The sequence below is a fragment of the Streptomyces fungicidicus genome (assembly GCF_003665435.1).
GTDB lineage: Bacteria > Actinomycetota > Actinomycetes > Streptomycetales > Streptomycetaceae > Streptomyces > Streptomyces fungicidicus.
In genome coordinates, this window is sequence record NZ_CP023407.1 from 3,912,142 (window position 1) to 3,934,410 (window position 22,269).

Genomic DNA, 22,269 nt, shown 5'->3' on the forward strand with positions numbered 1-22,269 from the left:
CGGCATGACCGACCCCGCCCGCAGCACCGGCCCCGGGACGCCGGCCGGCCCCGGGACGCCGGCCGGCCCCGTGGCCGCCTGGCACCGCCTGGCCGGCGACTCCGTACTCCTCGACGGCTTCCACGCCCTGAAGCACGCCCTGCGCTTCGGGGCCGAGGTACGGCTGGCGCTCACCGCGGACCGGGCCGGCGCGCTCGCCCTCGCGGACGAGCTGGCCGCGGACGTGCGGGACACGCTGGCGGCGCTGCTCACCGAGGTGCCCCACGCGACGTACGCCGCGCTGGTGCCGCGTCCGCACCCCACCGCCGTGGCCGCCCTGGCCGTACGCCCCTCCCGCACGGGAAACCTGGCGAGGCTGGCGCACGCCCCGCGCACCGCCCCGGTGGTGGTCCTGGACAACCCGCGCAACCTCGGCAACGCCGGCGCGGTGATCCGGCTGGCCGCCGGTTTCGGCGCGACCGGCGTCGTCACCACCGGCACGCTCGATCCCTGGCACCCCACCGTCGTCCGCGGCGGGGCGGGGCTGCACTTCGCCACCGCCGTGGAGCGGCTGACCGTGCGGGAACTGCCGCCGGGGCCGGTCTTCGCGCTCGACCCCGAGGGCGAGGACATCCGCTCGCTGAAGCTGCCGGACGACGCGCTGCTCGCCTTCGGCTCCGAGCGCAGCGGACTGTCGGCGGAGCTCCGCGCGCGGGCCGACCACCTGGTGGCGCTGCCGATGCGCCCCCAGGTCTCCAGCTACAACCTCGCGACCAGTGTGGCCATGACGCTGTACCACTGGAGCGCCACCGGGGGCGCACCCGGCACTTCCTAGGCCTCTCGGCGCACCTCGACCACCCGGAAGCGGTTGGCCACGAACGCGCCGTCGCACAGCGCCGAGTTGGCGGCCGGGTTGCCGCCCGAGCCGTGGAAGTCGGAGAAGGCCGCCGTCTGGTTGACGTACACCCCTCCGGTGAGGTTCAGGGAGAGCTGGGCGGCCTCCTCCAGGCAGACCTCCCGCACCGTCTCCTCGACCTCCGGGGAGGTCGTGTACGCGCCGACGGTCATGGCGCCCTTCTCACGGATCGTGCGCCGCAGCAGCTCCGCCGCGTCACCGGCCGAGTCGACGGCGACGGCGAAGGAGACCGGGCCGAAGCACTCGCTCATGTAGGCCGCCTCGGCGTCCGGCTTGGCGCCGTCGAGCTTCACGATCACCGGAGTGCGCACCACCGCGCCCGGGAACTCCGGGTGGGTGATCTCGCGGGAGGCCAGGGCGACCTCGCCGAGACCCGCGGCGGCCTCCAGACGGGCCTTCACGTCCGGGTTGACGATCGCGCCCAGCAGCGCGTTGGCGCGGGCGTCGTCGCCGAGCAGGCCGTCGACCGCCTTCGCCAGGTCGGCGGCGACCTCGTCGAAGGACTTGGGGCCCTGGTCGGTGGTGATGCCGTCGCGCGGGATCAGCAGGTTCTGCGGGGTGGTGCACATCTGGCCGCTGTAGAGCGACAGGGAGAACGCCAGGTTGGCCAGCATCCCCTTGTAGTCGTCGGTCGACTCCACGATCACCGTGTTGACGCCGGCCTTCTCCGTGTACACCTGCGCCTGGCGCGCGTTGCTCTCCAGCCAGTCGCCGAACTCCGTGGAGCCGGTGTAGTCGATGACGCGGATCTCCGGGCGGGTCGCGAGGGTCTTGGCGATGCCCTCGCCGGGCCGCTCGGCGGCCAGCGCGACCAGGTTCGCGTCGAAGCCGGCCTCGGTGAGCACCTGGCGGGCGACCTGGACGGTGAGCGCGAGCGGCAGCACCGCGCGGGGGTGCGGCTTGACCAGCACCGCGTTTCCTGTGGCGAGGGAGGCGAACAGGCCCGGGTAGCCGTTCCACGTCGGGAAGGTGTTGCAGCCGATGACCAGGGCGACGCCCCGCGGGACCGGGACGAACTGCTTGGTGAGCGCGAGCGGGTCGCGCTTGCCCTGCGGCTTGGTCCACTCGGCCGTGTCGGGGGTGCGGATCTGCTCGACGTACGCGTAGGCCACGGCCTCCATGCCGCGGTCCTGGGCGTGCGGGCCGCCCGCCTGGAACGCCATCATGAACGCCTGGCCCGAGGTGTGCATGACCGCCTGGGCGAACTCCATCGTGCGGTCGCTGATCCGCTTGAGGATCTCCAGGCAGACCACCGCGCGGGTCTCCGCGCCCGCGTCCCGCCAGGCCCGCACCCCGGCCTTCATGGCGGGCAGCAGCTCGTCGAGGTCCGCGTGCGGGTAGCTCACGCCCGTCTCGATGCCGTAGGGGGAGGTCTCGCCCTCGACCCAGCCGTCCGTGCCGGGCTGGCCGAGGTCGATCCGGGTGCCGTGCAGGGCGTCGAAGGCGGCCTTGCCCGCCGCCATGTCGAGGCTGCCGTTCTCCCCGTACGCCTTGGGGTGCTCGGGGTGGGGCGACCAGTACGCGCGCGTGCGGATGGCTTCCAGCGCCTGGTCCAGGGTGGGACGGTGGCGGGCGATCAGCTCGTGCGCGGTGAGTTCGGCGGCCATGCGGGACCAACTCCTCGTCTCAGGAACTCTTCGTCGAGCTCTTGGACCTGTGCGGAAACGTAGTCAGGAACGGGCGGTCAGAGTTAGAGTAACCGAACGATCGGTCGGGACAAGGGGGTCCGCCGCATCTGTGGACAACCCCGTGCGGGAGGATCGCGCACATGACAGCACTCGACCTCAGCAGTCCCGTGGCCGTGGTCGGCACCGGCACCATGGGGCAGGGAATCGCCCAGGTCGCGCTGGTCGCGGGCCATCCCGTGCGGCTCTACGACGCCGCACCCGGCCGGGCCCGTGAGGCGGCCGCCGCGATCGGCGCCCGGCTCGACCGTCTGGTGGAGAAGGAGCGGCTCACCGCCGCCGGCCGGGACGCGGCGCGCGCCCGGCTGCTGCCCGTCGAGGAGCTCACCGGGCTCGCCGGCTGCGCCCTGGTCGTCGAGGCCGTCCTGGAGCGCCTCGACGTCAAGCAGGAGCTGTTCCGGGCCCTGGAGGACGTCGTACCCGACGACTGCCTGCTCGCCACCAACACCTCCTCCCTCTCCGTCACCGCGATCGGCGGCGCCCTGCGCCTGCCCGGCCGCTTCGTCGGCCTGCACTTCTTCAACCCGGCGCCGCTGCTGCCGCTGGTCGAGGTCGTCTCCGGGTCCGCCACCGACGTCACGAGCGCCACCCGCGCGTACGAGACGGCCCGCGCCTGGGGCAAGACGCCCGTCGCCTGCGCCGACACCCCCGGCTTCATCGTCAACCGCGTCGCCCGGCCCTTCTACGCCGAGGCGTTCGCGGTGTACGAGTCGCAGGGCGCCGACCCGGCGACGATCGACGCGGTGCTGCGCGAGTCCGGCGGCTTCCGGATGGGCCCCTTCGAACTGACCGACCTCATCGGGCAGGACGTCAACGAGTCCGTCACCCATTCGGTGTGGCGGTCCTTCTTCCAGGACGCCCGCTTCACGCCGTCGCTCGCCCAGCGCCGCCTTGTCGAGTCCGGCCGCCTGGGCCGCAAGACCGGCCGGGGCTGGTACGACCACGCCGACGGCGCCGAGCGCCCCGAACCGCACACCGCCGATCCCGCCGAGCCGCCCGCGTACGTGATCGCCGAGGGCGGCCTCGGGCCCGCCTCGGAGCTGCTCGCCCTGATCCGCGAGGCCGGCGTCGAGGTGCGCGAGCGGGACGAGGACGGCGGCACCCGGCTGGTGCTGCCCGGCGGCGGAAAGCTGGTGCTCGCCGACGGCCGGACCACCGCGGAGTTCCGCGACGTCGTCCACTTCGACCTCGCGCTCGACTACCGCGGGGCCACGCGGATCGCCCTGTCCCACGCCCGGCACACCTCCCCGGCGGCCGTCGCCGAGGCCACCGGGCTGTTCCAGGCGCTCGGCAAGAAGGTCAGCGTCATCGGGGACGTCCCCGGAATGATCGTCGCGCGGACGGTCGCCCGGATCGTCGACCTCGCGGTGGAAGCCGTCGCCAAGGGCGTGGCCACCGAGGACGACGTCGACACCGCGATGCGGCTCGGCGTGAACTACCCCCTGGGACCCTTCGAGTGGAGCCGCCGCCTGGGCCGGGGCTGGGCCGGCGAGCTGCTGGACGAGCTGCACGGGATCGACCCGTCCGGCCGCTGCGCGCCGTCCCTCGCCCTCCACCAGTACGCGTGCGCCGCCGACGAGCGGGAGGACACCCCATGACCACCGCCAGGCGCGACACCTACACCCCGGAGACGCTGCTCTCCGTCGCCGTCCAGGTGTTCAACGAGCGCGGGTACGACGGCACCTCCATGGAGCACCTCTCCAAGGCCGCCGGCATCTCCAAGTCGTCCATCTACCACCATGTGGCCGGCAAGGAGGAGCTGCTGCGCCGCGCGGTGAGCCGCGCGCTGGACGGGCTGTTCGGCATCCTCGACGAGGAGCGGGCGTGCGAGGGGCGCGCCGCCGGGCGCCTGGAGTACGTCGTACGGCGCATGGTCGAGGTGCTGACGGCCGAGCTGCCGTACGTGACGCTGCTGCTGCGGGTGCGCGGCAACACGGACACCGAGCGGTGGGCGCTGGAGCGGCGGCGGGAGTTCGACCACCGGGTGGCCGCGCTGCTGAAGGCGGCGGCGGCCGACGGGGACGTGCGCGGCGACATAGAGGTGCGCCTGGTGACCCGCCTGGTCTTCGGCATGATCAACTCGATCGTGGAGTGGTACCGGCCGGACGGGCGCGGCATGAGCCGCGGCGAGGTGGCCGACGCCGTGGTGCAGCTGGCCTTCGGAGGCCTGCGCAAGGCGTCCTGAGGGCGGCCCGGGAGGCCCTTTCACCCCTGCGGTTCCAGGTCCTCCTCCTCGAACACCAGCAGGGTGCGGGTGCTCTGCACCTCGGGGATCGCCTGGAGCCGGGTGAGCACCAGCTCGCGCAGCGCCCGGTTGTCGGGCGCGTGCACCAGCAGCAGCACGTCGAAGTCCCCGCCCACCAGCGCGATGTGCGAGGCGCCCGGAAGCCGGCGGAGCTGCTCGCGGACCGTCCGCCAGGTGTTCTGGACGATCTTCAGGGTGATGTACGCGGACGTCCCGTGACCGGCCCGCTCGTGGTCGACCCGGGCCCCGAAGCCCCGGATGACGCCGTCCTCGACCAGCCGGTTGATGCGCGCGTAGGCGTTCGCGCGGGAGACGTGCACCCGTTCGGCGACCGAGCGTATGGACGCGCGGCCGTCCGCCTGCAGCATGCGCAGGATGTCCTGGTCTATGGCGTCCAGCGGGCGCGCGGGAGGCAGCGACACGGTCCCCTCCTGCCCCTCGGCCATTTGTTCAGATGCCACCCGCCCCCACCTCTCCGCCGTGGACGTCCTGCATCCATCACAGGTTGTGGAGAACCGTTTGTCCACAGCCTGACGCCACCCATAGCCAAAATGTGCCGGCGACCGAACAATCGGTTGGTGAGGCGTGTCACAGACGCCGCGCCTCCGTCTTCCCACGAGGAGGTGCCGTCATGACGGTCATGGAGCAGCGGGGGGCCTACCGGCCGACCCCGCCGCCCGCCTGGCAGCCGCGTACCGATCCCGCGCCGCTGCTGCCCGACGCGGAGCCGTACCGGGTGCTCGGCACCGAGGCGGCCGCCGGGGCCGACCCGGAGCTGCTGCGCCGGCTCCACGCCGAGCTGGTGAAGGGCCGCCGCTACAACGCGCAGGCCACCGCCCTCACCAAGCAGGGCCGTCTCGCCGTCTACCCCTCCAGCACCGGCCAGGAGGCCTGCGAGGTCGCCGCCGCGCTCGTCCTGGAGCAGCAGGACTGGCTGTTCCCGAGCTACCGGGACACCCTCGCCGTCGTCGCGCGCGGAGTGGACCCCGTCGAGGCCCTCACGCTGCTGCGCGGCGACTGGCACACCGGCTACGACCCCCACGAGCACCGCGTGGCCCCGCTGAGCACCCCGCTGGCCACCCAGCTGCCCCACGCGGTCGGTCTCGCGCACGCGGCCCGCCTCAAGGGCGACGACGTGGTCGCGCTCGCCATGGTCGGCGACGGCGGCACCAGCGAGGGCGACTTCCACGAGGCGCTCAACTTCGCCGCCGTCTGGCAGGCCCCCGTGGTCTTCCTGGTCCAGAACAACGGCTTCGCGATCTCCGTGCCGCTCGCCAAGCAGACCGCGGCCCCGTCGCTGGCCCACAAGGCCGTCGGCTACGGCATGCCGGGCCGCCTGGTCGACGGAAACGACGCGGTCGCCGTGCACGAGGTGCTGGCCGACGCCGTACGGCACGCCCGCGCGGGCGGCGGACCGACCCTGGTCGAGGCGATCACGTACCGCGTGGAGGCCCACACCAACGCCGACGACGCCACCCGCTACCGCGGCGACTCCGAGGTCGAGACCTGGAAGCGGCACGACCCGATCGCCCTGCTGGAGCGGGAGCTGACCGGACGCGGCCTGCTCGACGACGACGCCGTCGAGACCGCCCGCCGGGACGCCGATGCGATGGCCGCCGACCTGCGGTCCCGCATGAACCAGGACCCCGCGCTCGACCCCATGGAGCTCTTCGCGCACGTCTACGCCGAGCCCACCCCCCAGCTGCTGGAGCAGCGGGAGCAGCTGCGGGCCGAGCTGGCGGCCGGGGACGAGCCGGAAGGGGCGCAGCGATGACCACCGTCGCCGTCAAGCCGGCCACCATGGCGCAGGCCCTCACGCGCGCGATGCGCGACGCCATGGCCGCCGACCCGTCCGTGCACGTCATGGGCGAGGACGTCGGCACCCTCGGCGGTGTCTTCCGGATCACCGACGGCCTCGCCAAGGAGTTCGGCGAGGACCGGTGCACCGACACCCCGCTGGCCGAGGCGGGCATCCTCGGCACCGCCGTCGGCATGGCCATGTACGGAATGCGGCCGGTCGTGGAGATGCAGTTCGACGCGTTCGCCTACCCGGCGTTCGAGCAGCTCCTCTCGCACGTCGCGAAGACCCGCAACCGCACGCGCGGGAAGATGCCGCTGCCGCTCACCATCCGCGTCCCCTACGGCGGCGGCATCGGCGGCGTCGAGCACCACAGCGACTCCTCCGAGGCGTACTACATGGCGACTCCGGGGCTCCATGTGGTCACGCCCGCGACCGTCGCCGACGCCTACGGCCTGCTGCGGGCCTCCATCGCCTCCGACGACCCGGTCGTCTTCCTGGAGCCCAAGCGGCTCTACTGGTCGAAGGACTCCTGGAACCCGGACGACCCGACATCCGTTGAACCGATAGGCCGTGCGGTGGTGCGGCGCTCCGGCCGGAGCGCCACGCTCATCACGTACGGGCCGTCCGTACCCGTCTGCATGGAGGCGGCCGAGGCGGCCCGGGCAGAGGGCTGGGACCTCGAAGTCGTCGATCTGCGCTCGCTGGTGCCGTTCGACGACGAGACGGTGTGCGCCTCGGTACGGCGGACGGGACGCGCGGTCGTCGTCCACGAGTCGGGCGGCTTCGGCGGCCCGGGCGGGGAGATCGCGGCCCGGGTCACGGAGCGCTGCTTCCACCACCTGGAGGCGCCGGTGCTGCGTGTGGCCGGGTTCGACCTGCCGTATCCGCCGCCGATGCTGGAGCGCCACCACCTGCCCGGTGTGGACCGGATCCTGGACGCCGTGGGGCGCCTGCAGTGGGAGGCCGAGAGCTGATGGCACAGGTGCTGGAGTTCAAGCTGCCCGACCTCGGTGAGGGGCTCACCGAGGCGGAGATCGTGCGCTGGCTGGTCGAGGTCGGCGACGTCGTCGCCGTGGACCAGCCGGTCGTCGAGGTCGAGACGGCCAAGGCGATGGTGGACGTGCCCTGCCCCTACGGCGGCGTGGTCACGGCCCGCTTCGGCGCGGAGGGCACGGAACTGCCCGTCGGCGCCCCGCTGCTCACAGTGGCGGTGGGCGAGCCGGCCGAGGACGGTCCGGCGGACGAGGCGGGTCCGGCGGACTCCGCGGACGGCCGGGGCCGGAGCGGGGCCACCGAAGGCTCCGGCAACGTCCTCGTCGGCTACGGCACCTCGGAGGCCCCGGCCCGGCGCCGTCGCGTCCGCCCGTCGGACGCCGCACCCGCCAAAGCCGCCACGCCCGCCGCACCGCCCGCCGCACCCGTGGCGAACGGGCACCCCCGGGCCGCGGAGCCCGCCGCCGCACCGGCCCGCACCCCGGGCGCGGCGGACGGGCCCGTCCCGGTGATCTCGCCCCTGGTGCGCAGGCTGGCCCGGCAGAACGGCCTGGACCTGCGGGAGATGACCGGTTCCGGGCCGGAGGGGCTGATCCTGCGCGCGGACGTGGAGTACGCGCTGCGGGCCGCCGCCGCACAGGGCCGTACGGGCACCACGGCCGGCGAACCGCGCACCCAGCGGACGACGGACGCCCCGGCGCCGGCCGCCGGCACCCCGGGCGTCACCCGCGTCCCCCTCAAGGGCATCCGCGGCACCGTCGCCGACAAGCTCTCCCGCAGCCGCACCGAGATCCCGGACGCGACCTGCTGGGTGGACGCGGACGCGACCGAGCTGATGCGCACCCGGGCCGCGATGAACGCGGCGGGCGGGCCGAAGATATCCGTCCTCGCCCTGCTGGCCCGGATCTGCACCGCCGCCCTGGCCCGCTTCCCCGAGCTCAACTCCTCGGTGGACACCGGGGCCAGGGAGATCGTCCAGTACGCCGACGTGCACCTCGGCTTCGCCGCGCAGACCGACCGGGGCCTGGTCGTCCCCGTCGTCCGGGACGCGCACACGCGGGACGCGGAGTCGCTCACGGCGGAGTTCGCGCGGCTGACCGAGGCGGCCCGGGCCGGGACGCTGACGCCCGCGGACCTCACGGGCGGCACCTTCACGCTGAACAACTACGGCGTCTTCGGCGTCGACGGCTCCACCCCGATCGTCAACCACCCCGAGGCGGCCATGCTCGGCGTCGGCCGGATCGTCCCCAAGCCCTGGGTGCACGAGGGCGAGCTCGCGGTGCGCCAGGTCGTGCAGCTGTCGCTCACCTTCGACCACCGGGTCTGCGACGGCGGCACCGCGGGAGGCTTCCTGCGGTATGTGGCCAACTGCGTGGAACAGCCGGCGGTGCTCCTGCGGACACTCTGACTCCGCGCCGGTTCACCGGTCTCCCGCCGGTTCACCGGACTCCCCGGCCGCGTCCCCGTGCCCCCGCGTTCCCTGTGATCGCGGGGGCCCGCATACTCGGGGGGTGACCGAGTATCAGCCACCCGGTGATCCGGACGGCGGGCCTTCCGGCGATTCCTCCGGGACACCCGGCCCCGCGTACGACGCCGTCGTGCTCGCCGGCGGCGCCGCCCGGCGGCTCGGCGGCGCCGACAAGCCCGGGGTGCGCGTGGGCGGGCGGGCGCTGCTCGACCGGGTGCTCGCGGCCTGCGCCGGAGCCCGCACCACGGTCGTCGTCGCCGGCTCCCGGCCCACCGCACGGCCCGTGGTCTGGGCCCGCGAGGAACCCCCGGGTGGCGGCCCGCTGGCCGCACTCGCCGCCGGGCTCCGGCACGTCACCGCCGGCCATGTCGTACTGCTCTCGGCCGACCTGCCGTTCCTCGACGGACGCACCGTGCGCGGGCTGACGGCGGCGCTGCGCCGGGGCACCGCCGACGGAGTGCTGCTGACCGACTCCGACGGCCGGGACCAGCCACTCGTCGCCGCGTACCGGACCGGCTCCCTGCGCCGCGAACTGGCCGCGCTCACCGCACGGCACGGTGAGCTCGCCGGGCTGCCGCTGCGCCGCCTGACCGGCTCGCTCGACCTCACCCGCATCTCCGACCCGGTGGCGTCCTTCGACTGCGACACCTGGGACGACATCGCCACCGCCAGGGCACGCATCAGGGAGCATGGACACGTGTTGGATGAATGGATCTCCGCAGTCAAGGACGAGCTGGGCATCGACCTGGACGTCGACACCGGCGCGCTGCTCGACCTCGCCCGGGACGCCGCACACGGCGTGGCCAGGCCGGCCGCGCCGCTGACCACCTTCCTCGTCGGCTACGCCGCGGCTATGGCGGGCGGCGGAGCGGAAGCCGTCGCCGAAGCCGCCCGCAAGGCCGCCGCCCTCGCGCTGCGCTGGGAGGAGGAGGCGAACCCCGGCACCACCGACACCGCGTCCTCCGACACCCCGTCCTCCGGCGCCGGGACCGGTGACGGGGCGCCCGACGCCGCCCCCGACCCCCGCCCGGACGCCTGATGTCCGCCCGAGCCGCCCGGCACGACGGGAACGCCGACGACCTCGACGTCGAGGAGGCGCTCGCCCTCGTGAAGGAACACCCCGGCCGCACCCGCGGCGACCACACCCCCGGCGACCCCGCGGGCGCCCCCCGCCGGCCGCACTCGCACGCCACCGACTGGGCCGAGGCCCGCGCCCTCGCCGCACGCGCCCCGCGCCGCGCCGGCCGCCCGGACCCGGTGGCCGTCCCGCTGGCCTCCGCACTGGGCCTCACCCTGGCCGCCCCCCTCACCGCCCTCACCGACCTGCCCTCCTTCGACACCTCCGCGATGGACGGCTGGGCGGTCTCCGGACCCGGCCCCTGGTCCGTGCGGGACGAGGGCGTCCTCGCCGGGCACGCCGCGCACCCGCCGCTCACCGACGGCGAGGCCGTCCGTATCGCCACCGGCGCCCGCACCCCGCCGGACACCACCGCAGTGCTCCGCAGCGAGCACGGCCGCACCGACGACAAGGGGCGGCTGCACGTCACCGCCGCCGCGCGGCCACCGCACACGGTCTCGCACGGCCAGGACATCCGGCCGCGTGGCCAGGAGTGCCGCAGCGGTGACCAACTGCTCCCCGTGGGCACCCTGGTGACCCCGCCCGTCCTGGGCATGGCCGCCGCCGCCGGATACGACACGCTCACCGCCGTCCCCCGCCCGCGCGCCGACGTGTTCGTCCTCGGCGACGAACTGCTCGGCGAGGGCATGCCGCACGACGGACTGATCCGGGACGCGCTCGGCCCCCTGCTGCCGCCCTGGCTGCGCGCGCTCGGCGCGGAGGTGACCGCCGTGCGCCGGGTCGGCGACGACGAGCAGGCGCTGTTCGAGGCGATCACCGCCTCCGACGCCGATGTCGTCGTCACCACCGGCGGCACCGCCGCCGGCCCGGTCGACCATGTGCACCCCGTGCTGCGCAGGATCGGCGCCGAACTCCTGGTGGACGGCGTCAACGTGCGCCCCGGCCACCCCATGCTGCTGGCCCGTACGGCGGAGAACCAGCACCTCGTCGGCCTGCCCGGCAACCCGCTCGCCGCCGTCTCCGGCCTGGTCACCCTCGCCGAGCCGCTGCTGCGCACCCTCGCGGCCCGCCCCGCCCCGGAGCCGTACACGCTGCCGCTGCGGGACGCGGTGCAGGGACACCCGTACGACACCCGGCTGGTCCCCGTCTCGCTGCGCGGCGACCGGGCGCTGCCGCTGCTCTACAACGGCCCGGCAATGCTGCGCGGCATCGCGGCGGCCGACGCGCTCGCCGTCGTGGCCCCCGGAGGGGCGCGTCCCGGTCAGGAGGCGGAACTGCTTGACCTGCCCTGGGCGTCCGGGGGGATCGGGGTGTGTTTCACGTGAAACTTCCGGGCCAGGACGCCATCGCTCGCCAGGCGGACGAACATCTGGTGACCCATCGGGTGAAACTCCCGAGGAAGATGGTGGAGCATCCGATCCGCCAGGTGGGCAAACGGCTGTCGATGGCCCTGGTGGTCCTCGTGGTGACGGCGTTCGTCGTGTACGCCGACGCCGACGGCTACAACGACAACTCCGACGGATCCGTCGATCTCCTCGACGCGTTCTACTATGCGACCGTCACCCTCTCCACCACCGGGTACGGCGACATCACGCCGGTCAGCGACGCCGCCCGGCTCACCAACATCTTCGTCATCACGCCGTTGCGCGTGCTGTTCCTGATCATCCTGGTCGGCACCACCCTCGAGGCCCTCACCGAACGCACCCGGGAGGAGTGGCGACTGAACCGCTGGAGGTCCACGTTGCGCGATCACACCGTCGTCGTCGGGTTCGGGACCAAGGGAAGGTCCGCGATCAAGACGGTCTGCGCGACCGGGCTCCGGAAGGAGCAGGTCGTGGTCGTCGACCCCAGCGCGAAGGCGATCGAAGCGGCCACCGCGGACGGCTTCGCGGGCGTCATAGGGGACGCCACGCGCAGTGAGGTGCTGAAGCGGGCCGAGGTGCAGCGGGCCCGGCAGATCATCATCGCGACGCAGCGCGACGACACGGCCGTCCTGGTGACGCTGACGGCCCGGCAGATCAACCGGGGCGCGAAGATCGTGGCGGCGGTGCGCGAGGAGGAGAACGCCCCGCTGCTGAAGCAGTCGGGCGCCGACGCGGTCATCACCAGCGCCAGCGCGGCCGGACGCCTGCTCGGCCTCTCCGTGCTCAGCCCCTCGGCCGGCATGGTGATGGAGGACCTCATCCAGCAGGGCTCCGGGCTCGACATGGTGGAGCGGCCGGTCATAAAGGCCGAGGTGGGCAAGACGCCCCGAGAGATCGACGACCTGGTGGTGAGCGTCGTCCGCGGGCACCGGGTGCTCGGCTACGACGACCGGGACGTCGGGACGCTGGAGCTGACGGACCGGCTGATCACGATCGTGCGGGCGACACCGGTCACCCAGATCGCCCCCGACATCCGCCCGCTCCGCGGCTGACACCGCCGCAGCCGGACCGCGGCACGACGCGGTGGTCCGGCGCGGTGGCCCGGCGCGGTGTTCCGGCGCGGTGGCCGGGCCCGGCTACTTCCGGTTGTACAGCCGCATGGTGACCGGTCCGAAGACCGCCACGAACAGACCGGCCCAGCCCAGCGTCCAGGCGATCTCGCCGGCCGGCCAGTCGCCCGCCATCACCCCGCGCACCGCGGACGCGAGATGGGTGACGGGGCTGTTGTTGACGAACGCCTGGAGCCAGCCCGGCATGGTCCTCGGGTCGACGAAGACGTTGGACAGGAAGGTGAGCGGGAAGATCACCATCATGCTGACGCCCATCACGGACTTCTCGGTGCGCAGCAGCAGCCCGAACATCGTCCAGATCCACGAGAACGCGAACGAGAACAGCACCAGCAGCGCGATCCCGGCGAGCACCCCGGCGACCCCGCCGTGGGCCCGGTAGCCGAGGATCATGCCGACGGTGAGCATCACGACGGACGCGACCGTGTAGCGCAGGGCGTCGCCGAGGAGATAGCCGACCATCGTCGCCGGACGCCAGATCGGCAGGCTGCGGAACCGGTCGAAGACGCCCTTCTCGATGTCCGTGTTGACCGAGACGCCGGTGTACATCGTGATCATCACCACCGACATCACCAGGATGCCGGGCAGCAGGAACTGGATGTACTCCTCGGGCGATCCGGCCAGCGCCCCGCCGAACAGGTAGGTGTACATCAGTACCAGCATGATCGGGAACGCCGTGACGTCGAAGAGCTGCTCCGGCACGTGCTTGATCTTCAGGATCGCCCGCCAGCCGAAGGTCAGCGAGGCCGACCACGCGCCGGGCCGCGGCGGGCGTTCCCGGGTGACCAGCAGCGCGGCGAGGGAGTCGGTGCGCACCGGGGCGAGTTCGGCGTTCTCCGTGGTCGTCGTGGTGCTCATGCCGCCACCTCGTCCTTCGGGTCGTGGGCGTCGTCGGAACCGGACGCACGGGTGTCGTGTCCGGTGAGGGCGAGGAAGACCTCGTCCAGGCTGGGCTGGCCGAGTGAGAAGTTGTCGACGGTGACGCCGGCCCGGGCCAGTTCGCCCAGGGCGCGGGAGGCCTGCTCGGCGGCCGTGTCCTGGCCGGCCGCCGAGAGCCGGGCGGTCAGCGTCACCGGGTCGGGCTCGGTCTGCACCCGAGCGTCCAGGGCGCGGCGCAGCAGGTCGGCGGCGAGCGGCCGCTGTCCGGGGTCCCGCAGCCGCAGATGCACGGATCCGGCGCCGACGGACGCCTTCAGTTCGCCCTTGGTGCCCTCGGCGATCACCCTGCCGTGGTCGATGACGGCGATCCTGGACGCCAGCTGGTCGGCCTCGTCCAGGTACTGCGTGGTCAGCAGCACCGTCGTGCCCTGGGCGACGACCGCGCGCACGATGTCCCACACCTGGTTGCGGCTGCGCGGGTCGAGGCCGGTGGTGGGCTCGTCGAGGAACAGCAGGTCGGGGGTGTTGAGGATGGACGCGGCGATGTCGATGCGGCGCCGCATGCCGCCGGAGTAGTGCTTGACCTGCTTCCCGGCGGCGTCCGTGAGGCCGAAGGCCTCCAGCAACTGACCTGCGCGGGTGCGCGCGGCGGGCTTGCGGTGGCCGAGCAGCCGGGCCAGCAGGACCAGGTTCTCGGCGCCGGTGAGGTCCTCGTCCACGGACGCGTACTGGCCGGTGAGGCTCACCCGGCCGCGTACCTCGTCGGCCTCGCGCACGATGTCGTGCCCGAAGACATGGGCTTCGCCGCCGTCGGGCCTCAGGAGGGTGGCGAGCATCTTCACGGTGGTGGTCTTGCCGGCGCCGTTGGGCCCCAGGACTCCGTACACCGTGCCGGCCGGCACGGCGAGATCCACTCCGTCGACGGCCCGCGTCCCGCCGAAGGTCTTGACCAGGCCGGCGGTCTCGATCGCCAGGCCGGATGTCTGCGTGCTCATGCTTCGGGTCCTTCCGCATGCTTGGGCTACGCATGGACAGACCTTCACCGTCGCGCGAACTCATCGGTCCCGCACCCGGATTTCCCGGGAAGCCGCTCCGGCCCGCCTTCCCGCCCCAGGAGTACCGTCCCCCTCATGTATGCGATCACGATTCCCGAACCCGGTGGTCCCGAGGCGCTGGTGTGGGACGAGGTCCCCGATCCCGTGGCCGGGCCCGGCGAGGTCCTGGTCGAGGTGGTGGCCGGCGCCGTCAACCGGGCCGACATCCTCCAGCGGCAGGGCTTCTACGACCCCCCGCCCGGCGCCTCCCCGTACCCCGGCCTCGAGTGCTCCGGGCGGATCGCCGCGCTCGGCGACGGGGTGAGCGGATGGGCCGTCGGCGACGAGGTCTGCGCGCTGCTCTCCGGCGGCGGCTACGCCGAGAAGGTGGCCGTCCCGGCCGGTCAGCTGCTGCCCGTCCCCCAGGGGCTCACCGTCGACCAGGCCGCGGCGCTCCCCGAGGTCGTCTGCACGGTCTGGTCGAACGTGTTCATGGTCGCCCACCTCCGTCCCGGTGAGACCCTCCTGGTGCACGGCGGCTCCAGCGGCATCGGCACGATGGCGATCCAGCTCGCCAAGGCCGTCGGCGCGCGGGTCGCCGTCACCGCGGGCACCCGGGAGAAGCTGGAGCGGTGCGCGGAACTCGGCGCCGACATCCTGGTCAACTACCGCGAGCAGGACTTCGTCGCCGAGCTGAAGCAGGCCACCGACGGCCACGGAGCGGACGTCGTCCTGGACAACATGGGCGCCAAGTACCTGGACCGCAACGTCCAGGCGCTCGCCGTCAACGGCCGGCTCGCGATCATCGGCATGCAGGGCGGCGTCAAGGGCGAGCTGAACATCGGCGCCCTGCTGGCCAAGCGCGCCGCGATCAGCGCGACCTCGCTGCGGGCCCGCCCGCCGGAGGAGAAGGCGGCGATCGTGGCGGCCGTACGGGAACACGTCTGGCCGCTCGTCGGCGGCGGTCACGTCCGCCCCGTGATCGACCGCGAGATCCCGATGTCCGACGCGGCCGCCGCCCACCGGGTCGTGGAGGAGAGCGGCCACATCGGCAAGGTCCTGCTGGTCACCCCGAACTGACCTCAGCCGGCGGCCTGGCGCATGCGCAGGGCGACGAAGGCGAGCCCGAAGCCCAGACCGATGAGCACCAGGCCGCTGCCGAGCGGCAGTATGCGCAGTACGGGCTCGGTGCTCGCCGCCGTGTTCGGGGCCGCGGACGGCGATGTCGCGGAGGGCTCCGGGACCGCCGCCTGTGACGCCGGGGTCCGCGACGGCGCGGTGTCTTCCTTGCCGGGCGCCCGGGGCCCGTCGTCGTCGCCCGGGCGGGGCCTGTCGTGCCGGGCGCCGGTGTCCGGCCGCCCGGTCGTCCCGCCGGGTTCGGCGCGCCCCGGCCGGTGCGGTTCGGCGCTTCCGTCGTCCCGCTCACGCTCCTCCGCCCCCGGCGGCCTCCCCTCGTGCCGCCCTGGCCGGTCCCGGTCCTCGTCGGGCCGGTTCCCGGTGTGCGACGGCTCCCCGGTGGGCGACGTCGACGCGGAGGGTGAAGAGGAGGGGGAGGGGGACCGGGACGAGGGCCCGGCACCGGGCGCCCCGTACGCCGCCTTCGCACCGAGGGGCGGCGCCACGGGGCCGTACGGCAGCACTGCCGTCCCCGCCGCCAGCACAACCGTCGCCGCCACTGCACGCAGCCTTGGAGTCACGACCGTGACCTCCCGCGCCGGCCGGTGCGCGGTCGCACCGTCGGCAAGATGGGCCGGATGGACGCCAACAGCCTCGCATTCCGCCGCACACCCGGCATGTCGGGTACACCCGTCGGGCCGACCCCGGGGGCCGGCCGCTTCCCGGGGGCACCACCGCGGCCGGACACCCGCGTGCGCGACAATGGCCGTATGGAGATGCCGAGGAACGAACGGTCGCCGGAGAACCCCCAGATCCTGGTCGTCGGCCAGGACGGCATGGCGCTCGGTGGCGGGACCGGGGACGAGGACTCCCGCGAGATCCCCGTGACGGAGCAGGTGGAGCAGCCGGCGAAGGTGATGCGGATCGGCAGCATGATCAAGCAGCTGCTGGAGGAGGTGCGCGCGGCTCCCCTGGACGAGGCCAGCCGGGCCCGGCTCAAGGACATCCACTCCAGTTCGGTGAAGGAACTGGAGGACGGCCTGGCGCCGGAGCTGGTCGAGGAGCTGGAGCGGCTCTCCCTGCCGTTCACGGACGAGGCCACCCCGAGCGACGCGGAGCTGCGGATCGCCCAGGCCCAGCTGGTCGGCTGGCTGGAGGGCCTCTTCCACGGCATCCAGACCACGCTCTTCGCCCAGCAGATGGCCGCCCGCGCCCAGCTGGAGCAGATGCGCCGCGCCCTTCCGCCGGGCGTCGGCGACGGTCCGGACGAGCCCCACCTGGGCGGCCGCTCGGGCGGTCCCTACCTGTAGGCCCGGCCCGACCCCGCCCGCACACACCGAAGGGGCCCGGCATCCGATGCCGGGCCCCTTCGCCGTGCGGTACCGCCGGGGATCAGGACGGGGGGTTGCCCGTCGAGACCTTGAAGGTGATCTCCGGCATGTCCTCGGGGTCGACGTCCGTGCCCGCCGGCGGGAACTGCTCCCGGATGGAGCCCTCGCCGTAGGTGTTCTCGTCCACCTTGACGATCTTGAAGTCGCCCCAGCCGGCGGCCTGCATGCACTCCTTGACCGAACCGATGTACTTGAACCGGAAGTTCGGCAGCCGGATCTTTTCGGGGTCGTTGTACGACTCCTGCGGCTCGGTGCACTCGTCCTCGTCGATCTTCTTCGACGTGTCCGGCCCGCGGTAGCCCTCCGCCTTGCCCGTCGAGGCCGACGCCGAGGCGCTGCTGCCCCCGCCGGCCTGCGGGTCGTCCTCGCCGCCGCCGTTCATCATCAGCGCCGCGACCAGACCGCCGACGGCGACGAGGGAGACGACGACCGAACCGATGATCACCGGCTTGTTCCGGCCGCCGCCCGAGCCGCCGGAGCCGGCGCCCTGGGGCGTGATGTTGTACGGCGGCGGAGTCGACGGCCCCGCCTGCTGCGAGTACGCCGAAGGGGTGGGCGTCTGATAGCCGCCCTGCTGCGGATAGCCGTACGCCGGGGACGGCGGCGCGGGCGTGCCGTACGGATGGGGCGCGGGGGCCGGCTGGTACGGCGTCTGGACGTTGCCCGTGGGCGCCGGGGCGGCCTGGCCGACCGGCGGGAACACCGCGGAACCGACGCCCGCGCCGCTCTGCGCCTGCGAGCCCGGGACGATGCTCGGCGGGGCCGCGTGGAAGGACTGCGCCACCCGCAGGCACTCACCGCGCATCGCCTCCGCGCTGGGGAAGCGCTCGTTCGGATTCTTCTTCAGCGCACGGGCGATCAGCGCGTCCACCGCGGGCGGCAGCGCGCGGTTGATCGAGGACGCCGTGGGCGGCTCCTCCTGCACATGCGCGTACGCGATGGCCAGCGGCGAGTCCGCCTCGAACGGCAGCCGCCCGGTGACCAGCTGGAACAGCATGATGCCGACCGAGTACAGGTCGGAGCGGGCGTCCACGCCCCGGCCGAGCGCCTGTTCCGGCGAGAGGTACTGCGGGGTGCCGACGACCATGCCGGTCTGCGTCATCGACGTCACCCCGGACTGCATGGCGCGGGCGATGCCGAAGTCCATCACCTTGACCACGCCGCGCTTGGTCATCATCACGTTGCCCGGCTTGATGTCGCGGTGGACCAGCCCCATCTCGTGGCTGATCTCCAGGGCCGCCAGCACGTCCGCGGTGATCTTCAGCGCCTTGTCGGCGGGCATCGCGCCCTGCTGCCGCACGTCCTCGTCGAGCACGGAGCCGAGCGGGCGGCCCTCCACGTACTCCATGACGATGTACGGCGTCGTCATCCCGTCGACATCGTCCTCGCCGGTGTCGAAGACCGAGACGATGTTGGTGTGCGTGAGCTTCGCCACGGACTGGGCCTCGCGGCGGAAGCGCTCACGGAAGGCCTGCTCCCGGCCGAGTTCCGTGTGCAACGTCTTGATGGCGACCTGACGGTCGAGCACGCTGTCGTAGGCGAGGTGCACCGAGGCCATACCGCCCTGGCCGAGCAGGTCCCGCAGTTGGTAACGTCCGCCGGCGAGCGCCCGCCCCGCGTTGTGGCCCTGTGCGCCGTCCTGGCTCATGTTCCGCGTCCCCCGTAGCCTCTCCGGCGCCGCCGTCGGTGGCCGATCCGTTGTAGATCCCATGTGCTATTCCCGGCCAAGTCTGCCCCAGGCCACCGACACGTCAAGCGCGGTGCCCGTTCCGTGACCGTACGCGAAGGAAGCGTCGCGGAAGCGTTACAGCGGTCGTCCTACCGCTACACGGAATTTGCACGACAGTACGGAGTACGGGTTTCATGGCCGGTCCGTCTCGTGCCGGTCCTGGGGGCCCGTCCCGGGCCGGCGGCACGCGCCAAGGCTGTAGCGTGGCCGACGGAGACCGTAACAACACCGCGCGCACCGCGGGCAGAAACGACGGCGAGGACTGATGGCACAGCAGCAGCGCGCTCAGGGCCCGTCCGACCCCGAGGCGACTGGCGGCGGCATCTCGGACGCGCCGGACAACTTCGGCAACGGCGGGCTTGTCGGCGACGGCCGGTACCGGTTGACCCACAGGCTCGGCCGGGGCGGCATGGCCGAGGTGTTCGCCGCCGAGGACGTACGCCTCGGCCGCACGGTGGCCGTCAAGCTGCTCCGCGCCGACCTCGCCGAGGACCCCGTCTCCAAGGCGCGCTTCACGCGCGAGGCGCAGTCGGTGGCCGGTCTCAACCACCATGCCATCGTCGCCGTGTACGACTCCGGCGAGGACGTCGTCGGCGGCCAGTCGGTGCCGTACATCGTGATGGAGATCGTCGAGGGCCGCACCATCCGCGACCTGCTGATGAACGCCGAGGCCCCGGGCCCCGAGCAGGCGCTCATCATCGTCTCCGGTGTCCTGGAGGCGCTCGCCTACTCGCACCAGCACGGCATCGTGCACCGCGACATCAAGCCGGCCAACGTGATCATCACGAACAACGGCGCCGTGAAGGTGATGGACTTCGGCATCGCCCGCGCGCTGCACGGCGCGCAGTCGACCATGACGCAGACCGGCATGGTCATGGGCACGCCCCAGTACCTCTCCCCGGAGCAGGCGCTCGGCAAGGCCGTCGACCACCGTTCCGACCTGTACGCCACCGGCTGCCTGATGTACGAGCTGCTGGCGCTGCGTCCCCCCTTCACCGGCGAGACGCCGCTGTCGGTGGTCTACCAGCACGTCCAGGACATCCCCACGCCCCCGTCGGAGGCCTCGGACGCCTGCCCGCCGGAGCTGGACGGCATGGTCATGCGCTCCCTCGCCAAGGAGCCCGACGACCGTTTCCAGACGGCCGAGGAGATGCGCGGGCTGGTCCAGTACGCGCTGCAGATGCTCTACGACCAGGGCGGTCACACCGGCACCTGGAACACCGGCCCGGTGGACATGCACGAGGGCCCGCGTACCCCCGCGGCCGGTTTCGCGGGCACGACCGCGATGCCGCACCCGGACGTCTCCGGCACCACCGCGATCCCGCAGCCGATCCTGCCCGTCGGGTACGGCGGCGGTGACGACGGCGGCTTCGAGGGCCACGGCAACAGGGGCAGCGGGCGCGGCAAGCTCTGGGTCCTCGCGGTGCTCGCGGTGATCGCCGTGGTCGCGGGTGTCGCGCTGGCGCTGAACAGCGCCGGCGGGGACGGCGGCGGGGGCAAGCCCGACACGTCGCCGACCACCTCGCAGACCACCGAGGACGAGAAGTCCAGCGAGAGCCCGAGCGACGAGGAGACGACCGACCCGGGGACGGACAACAACACCGACCCGGGCAACGGCTCCGGCGGCAACTGGGACCAGACGTACACGCCGTCCCAGACGCCGACGGAGACGGAGACCGAGGAGCCGAGCGCCCCGCCGACGACCACCCAGCCCACCGCGCCGACCGCGCCGACCCAGACGGGCGGCACGGACACCGGCAGCACCGACGCCGGCGGCACGGACGCGGGCGGCACGGACGCGGGCGGCACCGACGCCGGCGGCACGGACGCGGGCGGCACGGACGTGGGCGGCGTGCCCGGCGGCGCGGGCTAGTCCCCCGGCTCCCTCCCCCCCCGTCGCGGCTCACTTCCCGTCGCACCGGACGCGGTAGGCCATCCAGGTCACGAAACTCGGCTCTTCCCGTGTCCGGGGTGGCCGGGATAACGTGCCGTTGCTCCGGCCTCCTGCAAGGCTGTGACCAGCGCGCCTTCCGGGCCTTCCCCGATTTACTTGGATATCCAAGCAAAATCGCAGGTCAAGTGGGGTTTCACAGAAATGTGGAGCACTGGGTACCGTGCCTCTTGCAGGGCGCTCGCCGGGGCACCTGTCACGCCTGTTCCCGGCCGAGTGGCACCCACCCCGTGCCCGGTGGTCGAGAACAGGTGAGCCGCACTGGCCTACCGGCAACCCCGGGGGCCGGACCGACGGAGGAGCACACGTGACCGTGGAGAGCACTGCCGCGCGCACACCGCGACGCAGCGCCGGAAGCAAGGCCGGCACCACCGGCACCAAGCGCACCACCAGCACCACGAAGAAGGCATCCGGCGCCGGGAAGAGCGCCGAGCCCGCCCTCGTCCAGCTGCTGACGCCCGAGGGCAAGCGCGTCAAGAACGCCGAGTTCGACAAGTACGTCGACGGCATCACCGCCGAGGAGTTGCGCGGTCTGTACCGCGACATGGTGCTCACCCGCCGCTTCGACGCCGAGGCCACCGCCCTGCAGCGGCAGGGCGAGCTGGGCCTGTGGGCCTCGCTGCTCGGGCAGGAGGCGGCGCAGATCGGCTCCGGCCGGGCGCTGCGCGACGACGACTACGTCTTCCCCACCTACCGCGAGCACGGCGTCGCCTGGTGCCGTGGGGTGGACCCGACCAATCTGCTCGGCATGTTCCGCGGCGTGAACAACGGCGGCTGGGACCCCAACGGCAACAACTTCCACCTCTACACGATCGTCATCGGCTCGCAGACCCTGCACGCCACGGGCTACGCGATGGGCATCACCAAGGACGGCGCGGACAGCGCGGTCATCGCCTACTTCGGCGACGGCGCCTCCAGCCAGGGCGACGTGGCCGAGGCCTTCACCTTCTCCGCGGTCTACAACGCCCCCGTGGTGTTCTTCTGCCAGAACAACCAGTGGGCGATCTCCGAGCCGACCGAGAAGCAGTCCCGGGTGCCGCTGTACCAGCGCGCGCAGGGGTTCGGCTTCCCGGGCGTGCGCGTGGACGGCAACGACGTGCTGGCGAACCTGGCCGTCACCAAGTGGGCCCTGGAGCGGGCCCGCGCCGGTGAGGGCCCGACGCTGGTCGAGGCGTTCACGTACCGCATGGGCGCGCACACCACCTCCGACGACCCGACCCGCTACCGCGGCGACGAGGAGCGGCTGGCCTGGGAGGCCAAGGACCCGATCCTGCGCCTGCGCCGCTATCTCGAGGCCGCCAACCACGCGGACGAGGGATTCTTCGCGGAACTGGAGACCGAGAGCGAGACGTTGGGCAAACGAGTGCGCGAGGCGGTCCGTGCCATGCCGGACCCGGACCACTTCGCCATCTTCGAGAACGTGTACGCGGACGGGCACGCGCTCGTGGACGAGGAGCGTGCGCAGTTCGCCGCCTACCAGGCGTCGTTCGCGGACGAAGACGGGGGTAAGTGA

Annotated in this window: 19 protein-coding genes; 13 read left to right on the forward strand and 6 right to left on the reverse strand. The window is 73.1% G+C overall.

The annotated features are described in order from the left end of the window. Positions 1-4: 4 nt before the first annotated feature. On the forward strand, positions 5-814 hold the full coding sequence (locus CNQ36_RS17840; RefSeq protein WP_121546734.1) for a TrmH family RNA methyltransferase: 810 nt from the start codon (positions 5-7) through the stop codon (positions 812-814). Here CNQ36_RS17840 and paaN read toward each other — a convergent pair. Then, positions 811-2,502 (reverse strand): phenylacetic acid degradation protein PaaN, encoded by a 1,692-nt coding sequence (gene paaN / locus CNQ36_RS17845; protein WP_121546735.1) that lies wholly within the window; start codon positions 2,500-2,502, stop codon positions 811-813. The genes CNQ36_RS17840 and paaN overlap by 4 nt on opposite strands. 161 nt (positions 2,503-2,663) lie before the next feature. On the opposite strand from paaN, the gene CNQ36_RS17850 reads away from it, so the two are divergent. Both CNQ36_RS17850 and CNQ36_RS17855 read left to right on the forward strand, forming a co-directional pair. Further along, positions 2,664-4,178, forward strand: a complete 1,515-nt coding sequence (locus CNQ36_RS17850; RefSeq protein WP_121546736.1) for a 3-hydroxyacyl-CoA dehydrogenase — start codon at positions 2,664-2,666, stop codon at positions 4,176-4,178. Continuing rightward, complete coding sequence (locus CNQ36_RS17855) at positions 4,175-4,765, forward strand: TetR/AcrR family transcriptional regulator (RefSeq protein ID WP_004929017.1); 591 nt, start codon at positions 4,175-4,177, stop codon at positions 4,763-4,765. Before CNQ36_RS17850 ends, CNQ36_RS17855 begins: the two co-directional genes overlap by 4 nt. A 20-nt stretch (positions 4,766-4,785) precedes the next feature. Here CNQ36_RS17855 and CNQ36_RS17860 read toward each other — a convergent pair whose 3' ends face one another. After that, positions 4,786-5,271, reverse strand: a complete 486-nt coding sequence (locus CNQ36_RS17860; RefSeq protein WP_040906677.1) for an Lrp/AsnC family transcriptional regulator — start codon at positions 5,269-5,271, stop codon at positions 4,786-4,788. A 185-nt stretch (positions 5,272-5,456) separates the two neighbouring features. Here CNQ36_RS17860 and pdhA (CNQ36_RS17865) point away from each other — a divergent pair, with 185 nt between their 5' ends. The 6 genes from pdhA (CNQ36_RS17865) to CNQ36_RS17890 all read left to right on the forward strand — a co-directional run bounded on the left by pdhA (CNQ36_RS17865) (position 5,457) and on the right by CNQ36_RS17890 (position 12,581). After that, a complete protein-coding gene (gene pdhA / locus CNQ36_RS17865; protein ID WP_121546737.1) occupies positions 5,457-6,599 on the forward strand; it encodes a pyruvate dehydrogenase (acetyl-transferring) E1 component subunit alpha in 1,143 nt (380 codons plus the stop codon). Beyond that, positions 6,596-7,600: an alpha-ketoacid dehydrogenase subunit beta gene (locus CNQ36_RS17870; protein WP_121546738.1), complete on the forward strand. Its 1,005-nt coding sequence runs from the start codon at positions 6,596-6,598 to the stop codon at positions 7,598-7,600. The genes pdhA (CNQ36_RS17865) and CNQ36_RS17870 overlap by 4 nt, the downstream gene beginning before the upstream one ends. Next, the gene (locus CNQ36_RS17875; RefSeq protein WP_121546739.1) at positions 7,600-9,027 is read left to right on the forward strand and encodes a dihydrolipoamide acetyltransferase family protein; all 1,428 of its coding nucleotides are present in this window, start codon (positions 7,600-7,602) and stop codon (positions 9,025-9,027) included. The genes CNQ36_RS17870 and CNQ36_RS17875 overlap by 1 nt, the downstream gene beginning before the upstream one ends. 103 nt (positions 9,028-9,130) lie before the next feature. After that, positions 9,131-10,126, forward strand: coding sequence for an NTP transferase domain-containing protein (locus tag CNQ36_RS17880; protein WP_121546740.1), 996 nt, complete (start codon positions 9,131-9,133; stop codon positions 10,124-10,126). Beyond that, positions 10,126-11,490, forward strand: coding sequence for a molybdopterin molybdotransferase MoeA (locus tag CNQ36_RS17885; protein ID WP_121546741.1), 1,365 nt, complete (start codon positions 10,126-10,128; stop codon positions 11,488-11,490). Before CNQ36_RS17880 ends, CNQ36_RS17885 begins: the two co-directional genes overlap by 1 nt. Then, positions 11,487-12,581 (forward strand): potassium channel family protein, encoded by a 1,095-nt coding sequence (locus CNQ36_RS17890; protein ID WP_004928998.1) that lies wholly within the window; start codon positions 11,487-11,489, stop codon positions 12,579-12,581. The genes CNQ36_RS17885 and CNQ36_RS17890 overlap by 4 nt, the downstream gene beginning before the upstream one ends. 84 nt (positions 12,582-12,665) lie before the next feature. Here the strand turns inward: CNQ36_RS17890 and CNQ36_RS17895 are convergent, their stop codons facing one another. Both CNQ36_RS17895 and CNQ36_RS17900 read right to left on the reverse strand, forming a co-directional pair. Then, the gene (locus CNQ36_RS17895; RefSeq protein ID WP_004928995.1) at positions 12,666-13,514 is read right to left on the reverse strand and encodes an ABC transporter permease; all 849 of its coding nucleotides are present in this window, start codon (positions 13,512-13,514) and stop codon (positions 12,666-12,668) included. After that, on the reverse strand, positions 13,511-14,530 hold the full coding sequence (locus CNQ36_RS17900; protein WP_004928992.1) for a daunorubicin resistance protein DrrA family ABC transporter ATP-binding protein: 1,020 nt from the start codon (positions 14,528-14,530) through the stop codon (positions 13,511-13,513). The genes CNQ36_RS17895 and CNQ36_RS17900 overlap by 4 nt, the downstream gene beginning before the upstream one ends. 135 nt (positions 14,531-14,665) lie before the next feature. Here CNQ36_RS17900 and CNQ36_RS17905 point away from each other — a divergent pair, with 135 nt between their 5' ends. Next, positions 14,666-15,649: an NAD(P)H-quinone oxidoreductase gene (locus CNQ36_RS17905; RefSeq protein WP_004928989.1), complete on the forward strand. Its 984-nt coding sequence runs from the start codon at positions 14,666-14,668 to the stop codon at positions 15,647-15,649. A gap of 2 nt (positions 15,650-15,651) precedes the next feature. Here the strand turns inward: CNQ36_RS17905 and CNQ36_RS17910 are convergent, their stop codons facing one another. Next, entirely contained in the window at positions 15,652-16,245 is a 594-nt protein-coding gene (locus tag CNQ36_RS17910) for a hypothetical protein (protein WP_163013150.1), read from the reverse strand. Positions 16,246-16,455: 210 nt separating this feature from the next. Between CNQ36_RS17910 and CNQ36_RS17915 the strand changes: the two genes are divergently transcribed. Next, entirely contained in the window at positions 16,456-16,995 is a 540-nt protein-coding gene (locus CNQ36_RS17915; RefSeq protein ID WP_004928984.1) for a bacterial proteasome activator family protein, read from the forward strand. Positions 16,996-17,077: 82 nt separating this feature from the next. Here the strand turns inward: CNQ36_RS17915 and CNQ36_RS17920 are convergent, their stop codons facing one another. After that, positions 17,078-18,724 (reverse strand): protein kinase domain-containing protein, encoded by a 1,647-nt coding sequence (locus tag CNQ36_RS17920; protein ID WP_121546743.1) that lies wholly within the window; start codon positions 18,722-18,724, stop codon positions 17,078-17,080. 346 nt (positions 18,725-19,070) lie between these two features. Here CNQ36_RS17920 and CNQ36_RS17925 point away from each other — a divergent pair, with 346 nt between their 5' ends. Then, positions 19,071-20,678, forward strand: coding sequence for a protein kinase domain-containing protein (locus CNQ36_RS17925; protein ID WP_121546744.1), 1,608 nt, complete (start codon positions 19,071-19,073; stop codon positions 20,676-20,678). Positions 20,679-21,063: 385 nt separating this feature from the next. After that, positions 21,064-22,269, forward strand: a complete 1,206-nt coding sequence (gene pdhA, locus CNQ36_RS17930; RefSeq protein WP_004928969.1) for a pyruvate dehydrogenase (acetyl-transferring) E1 component subunit alpha — start codon at positions 21,064-21,066, stop codon at positions 22,267-22,269.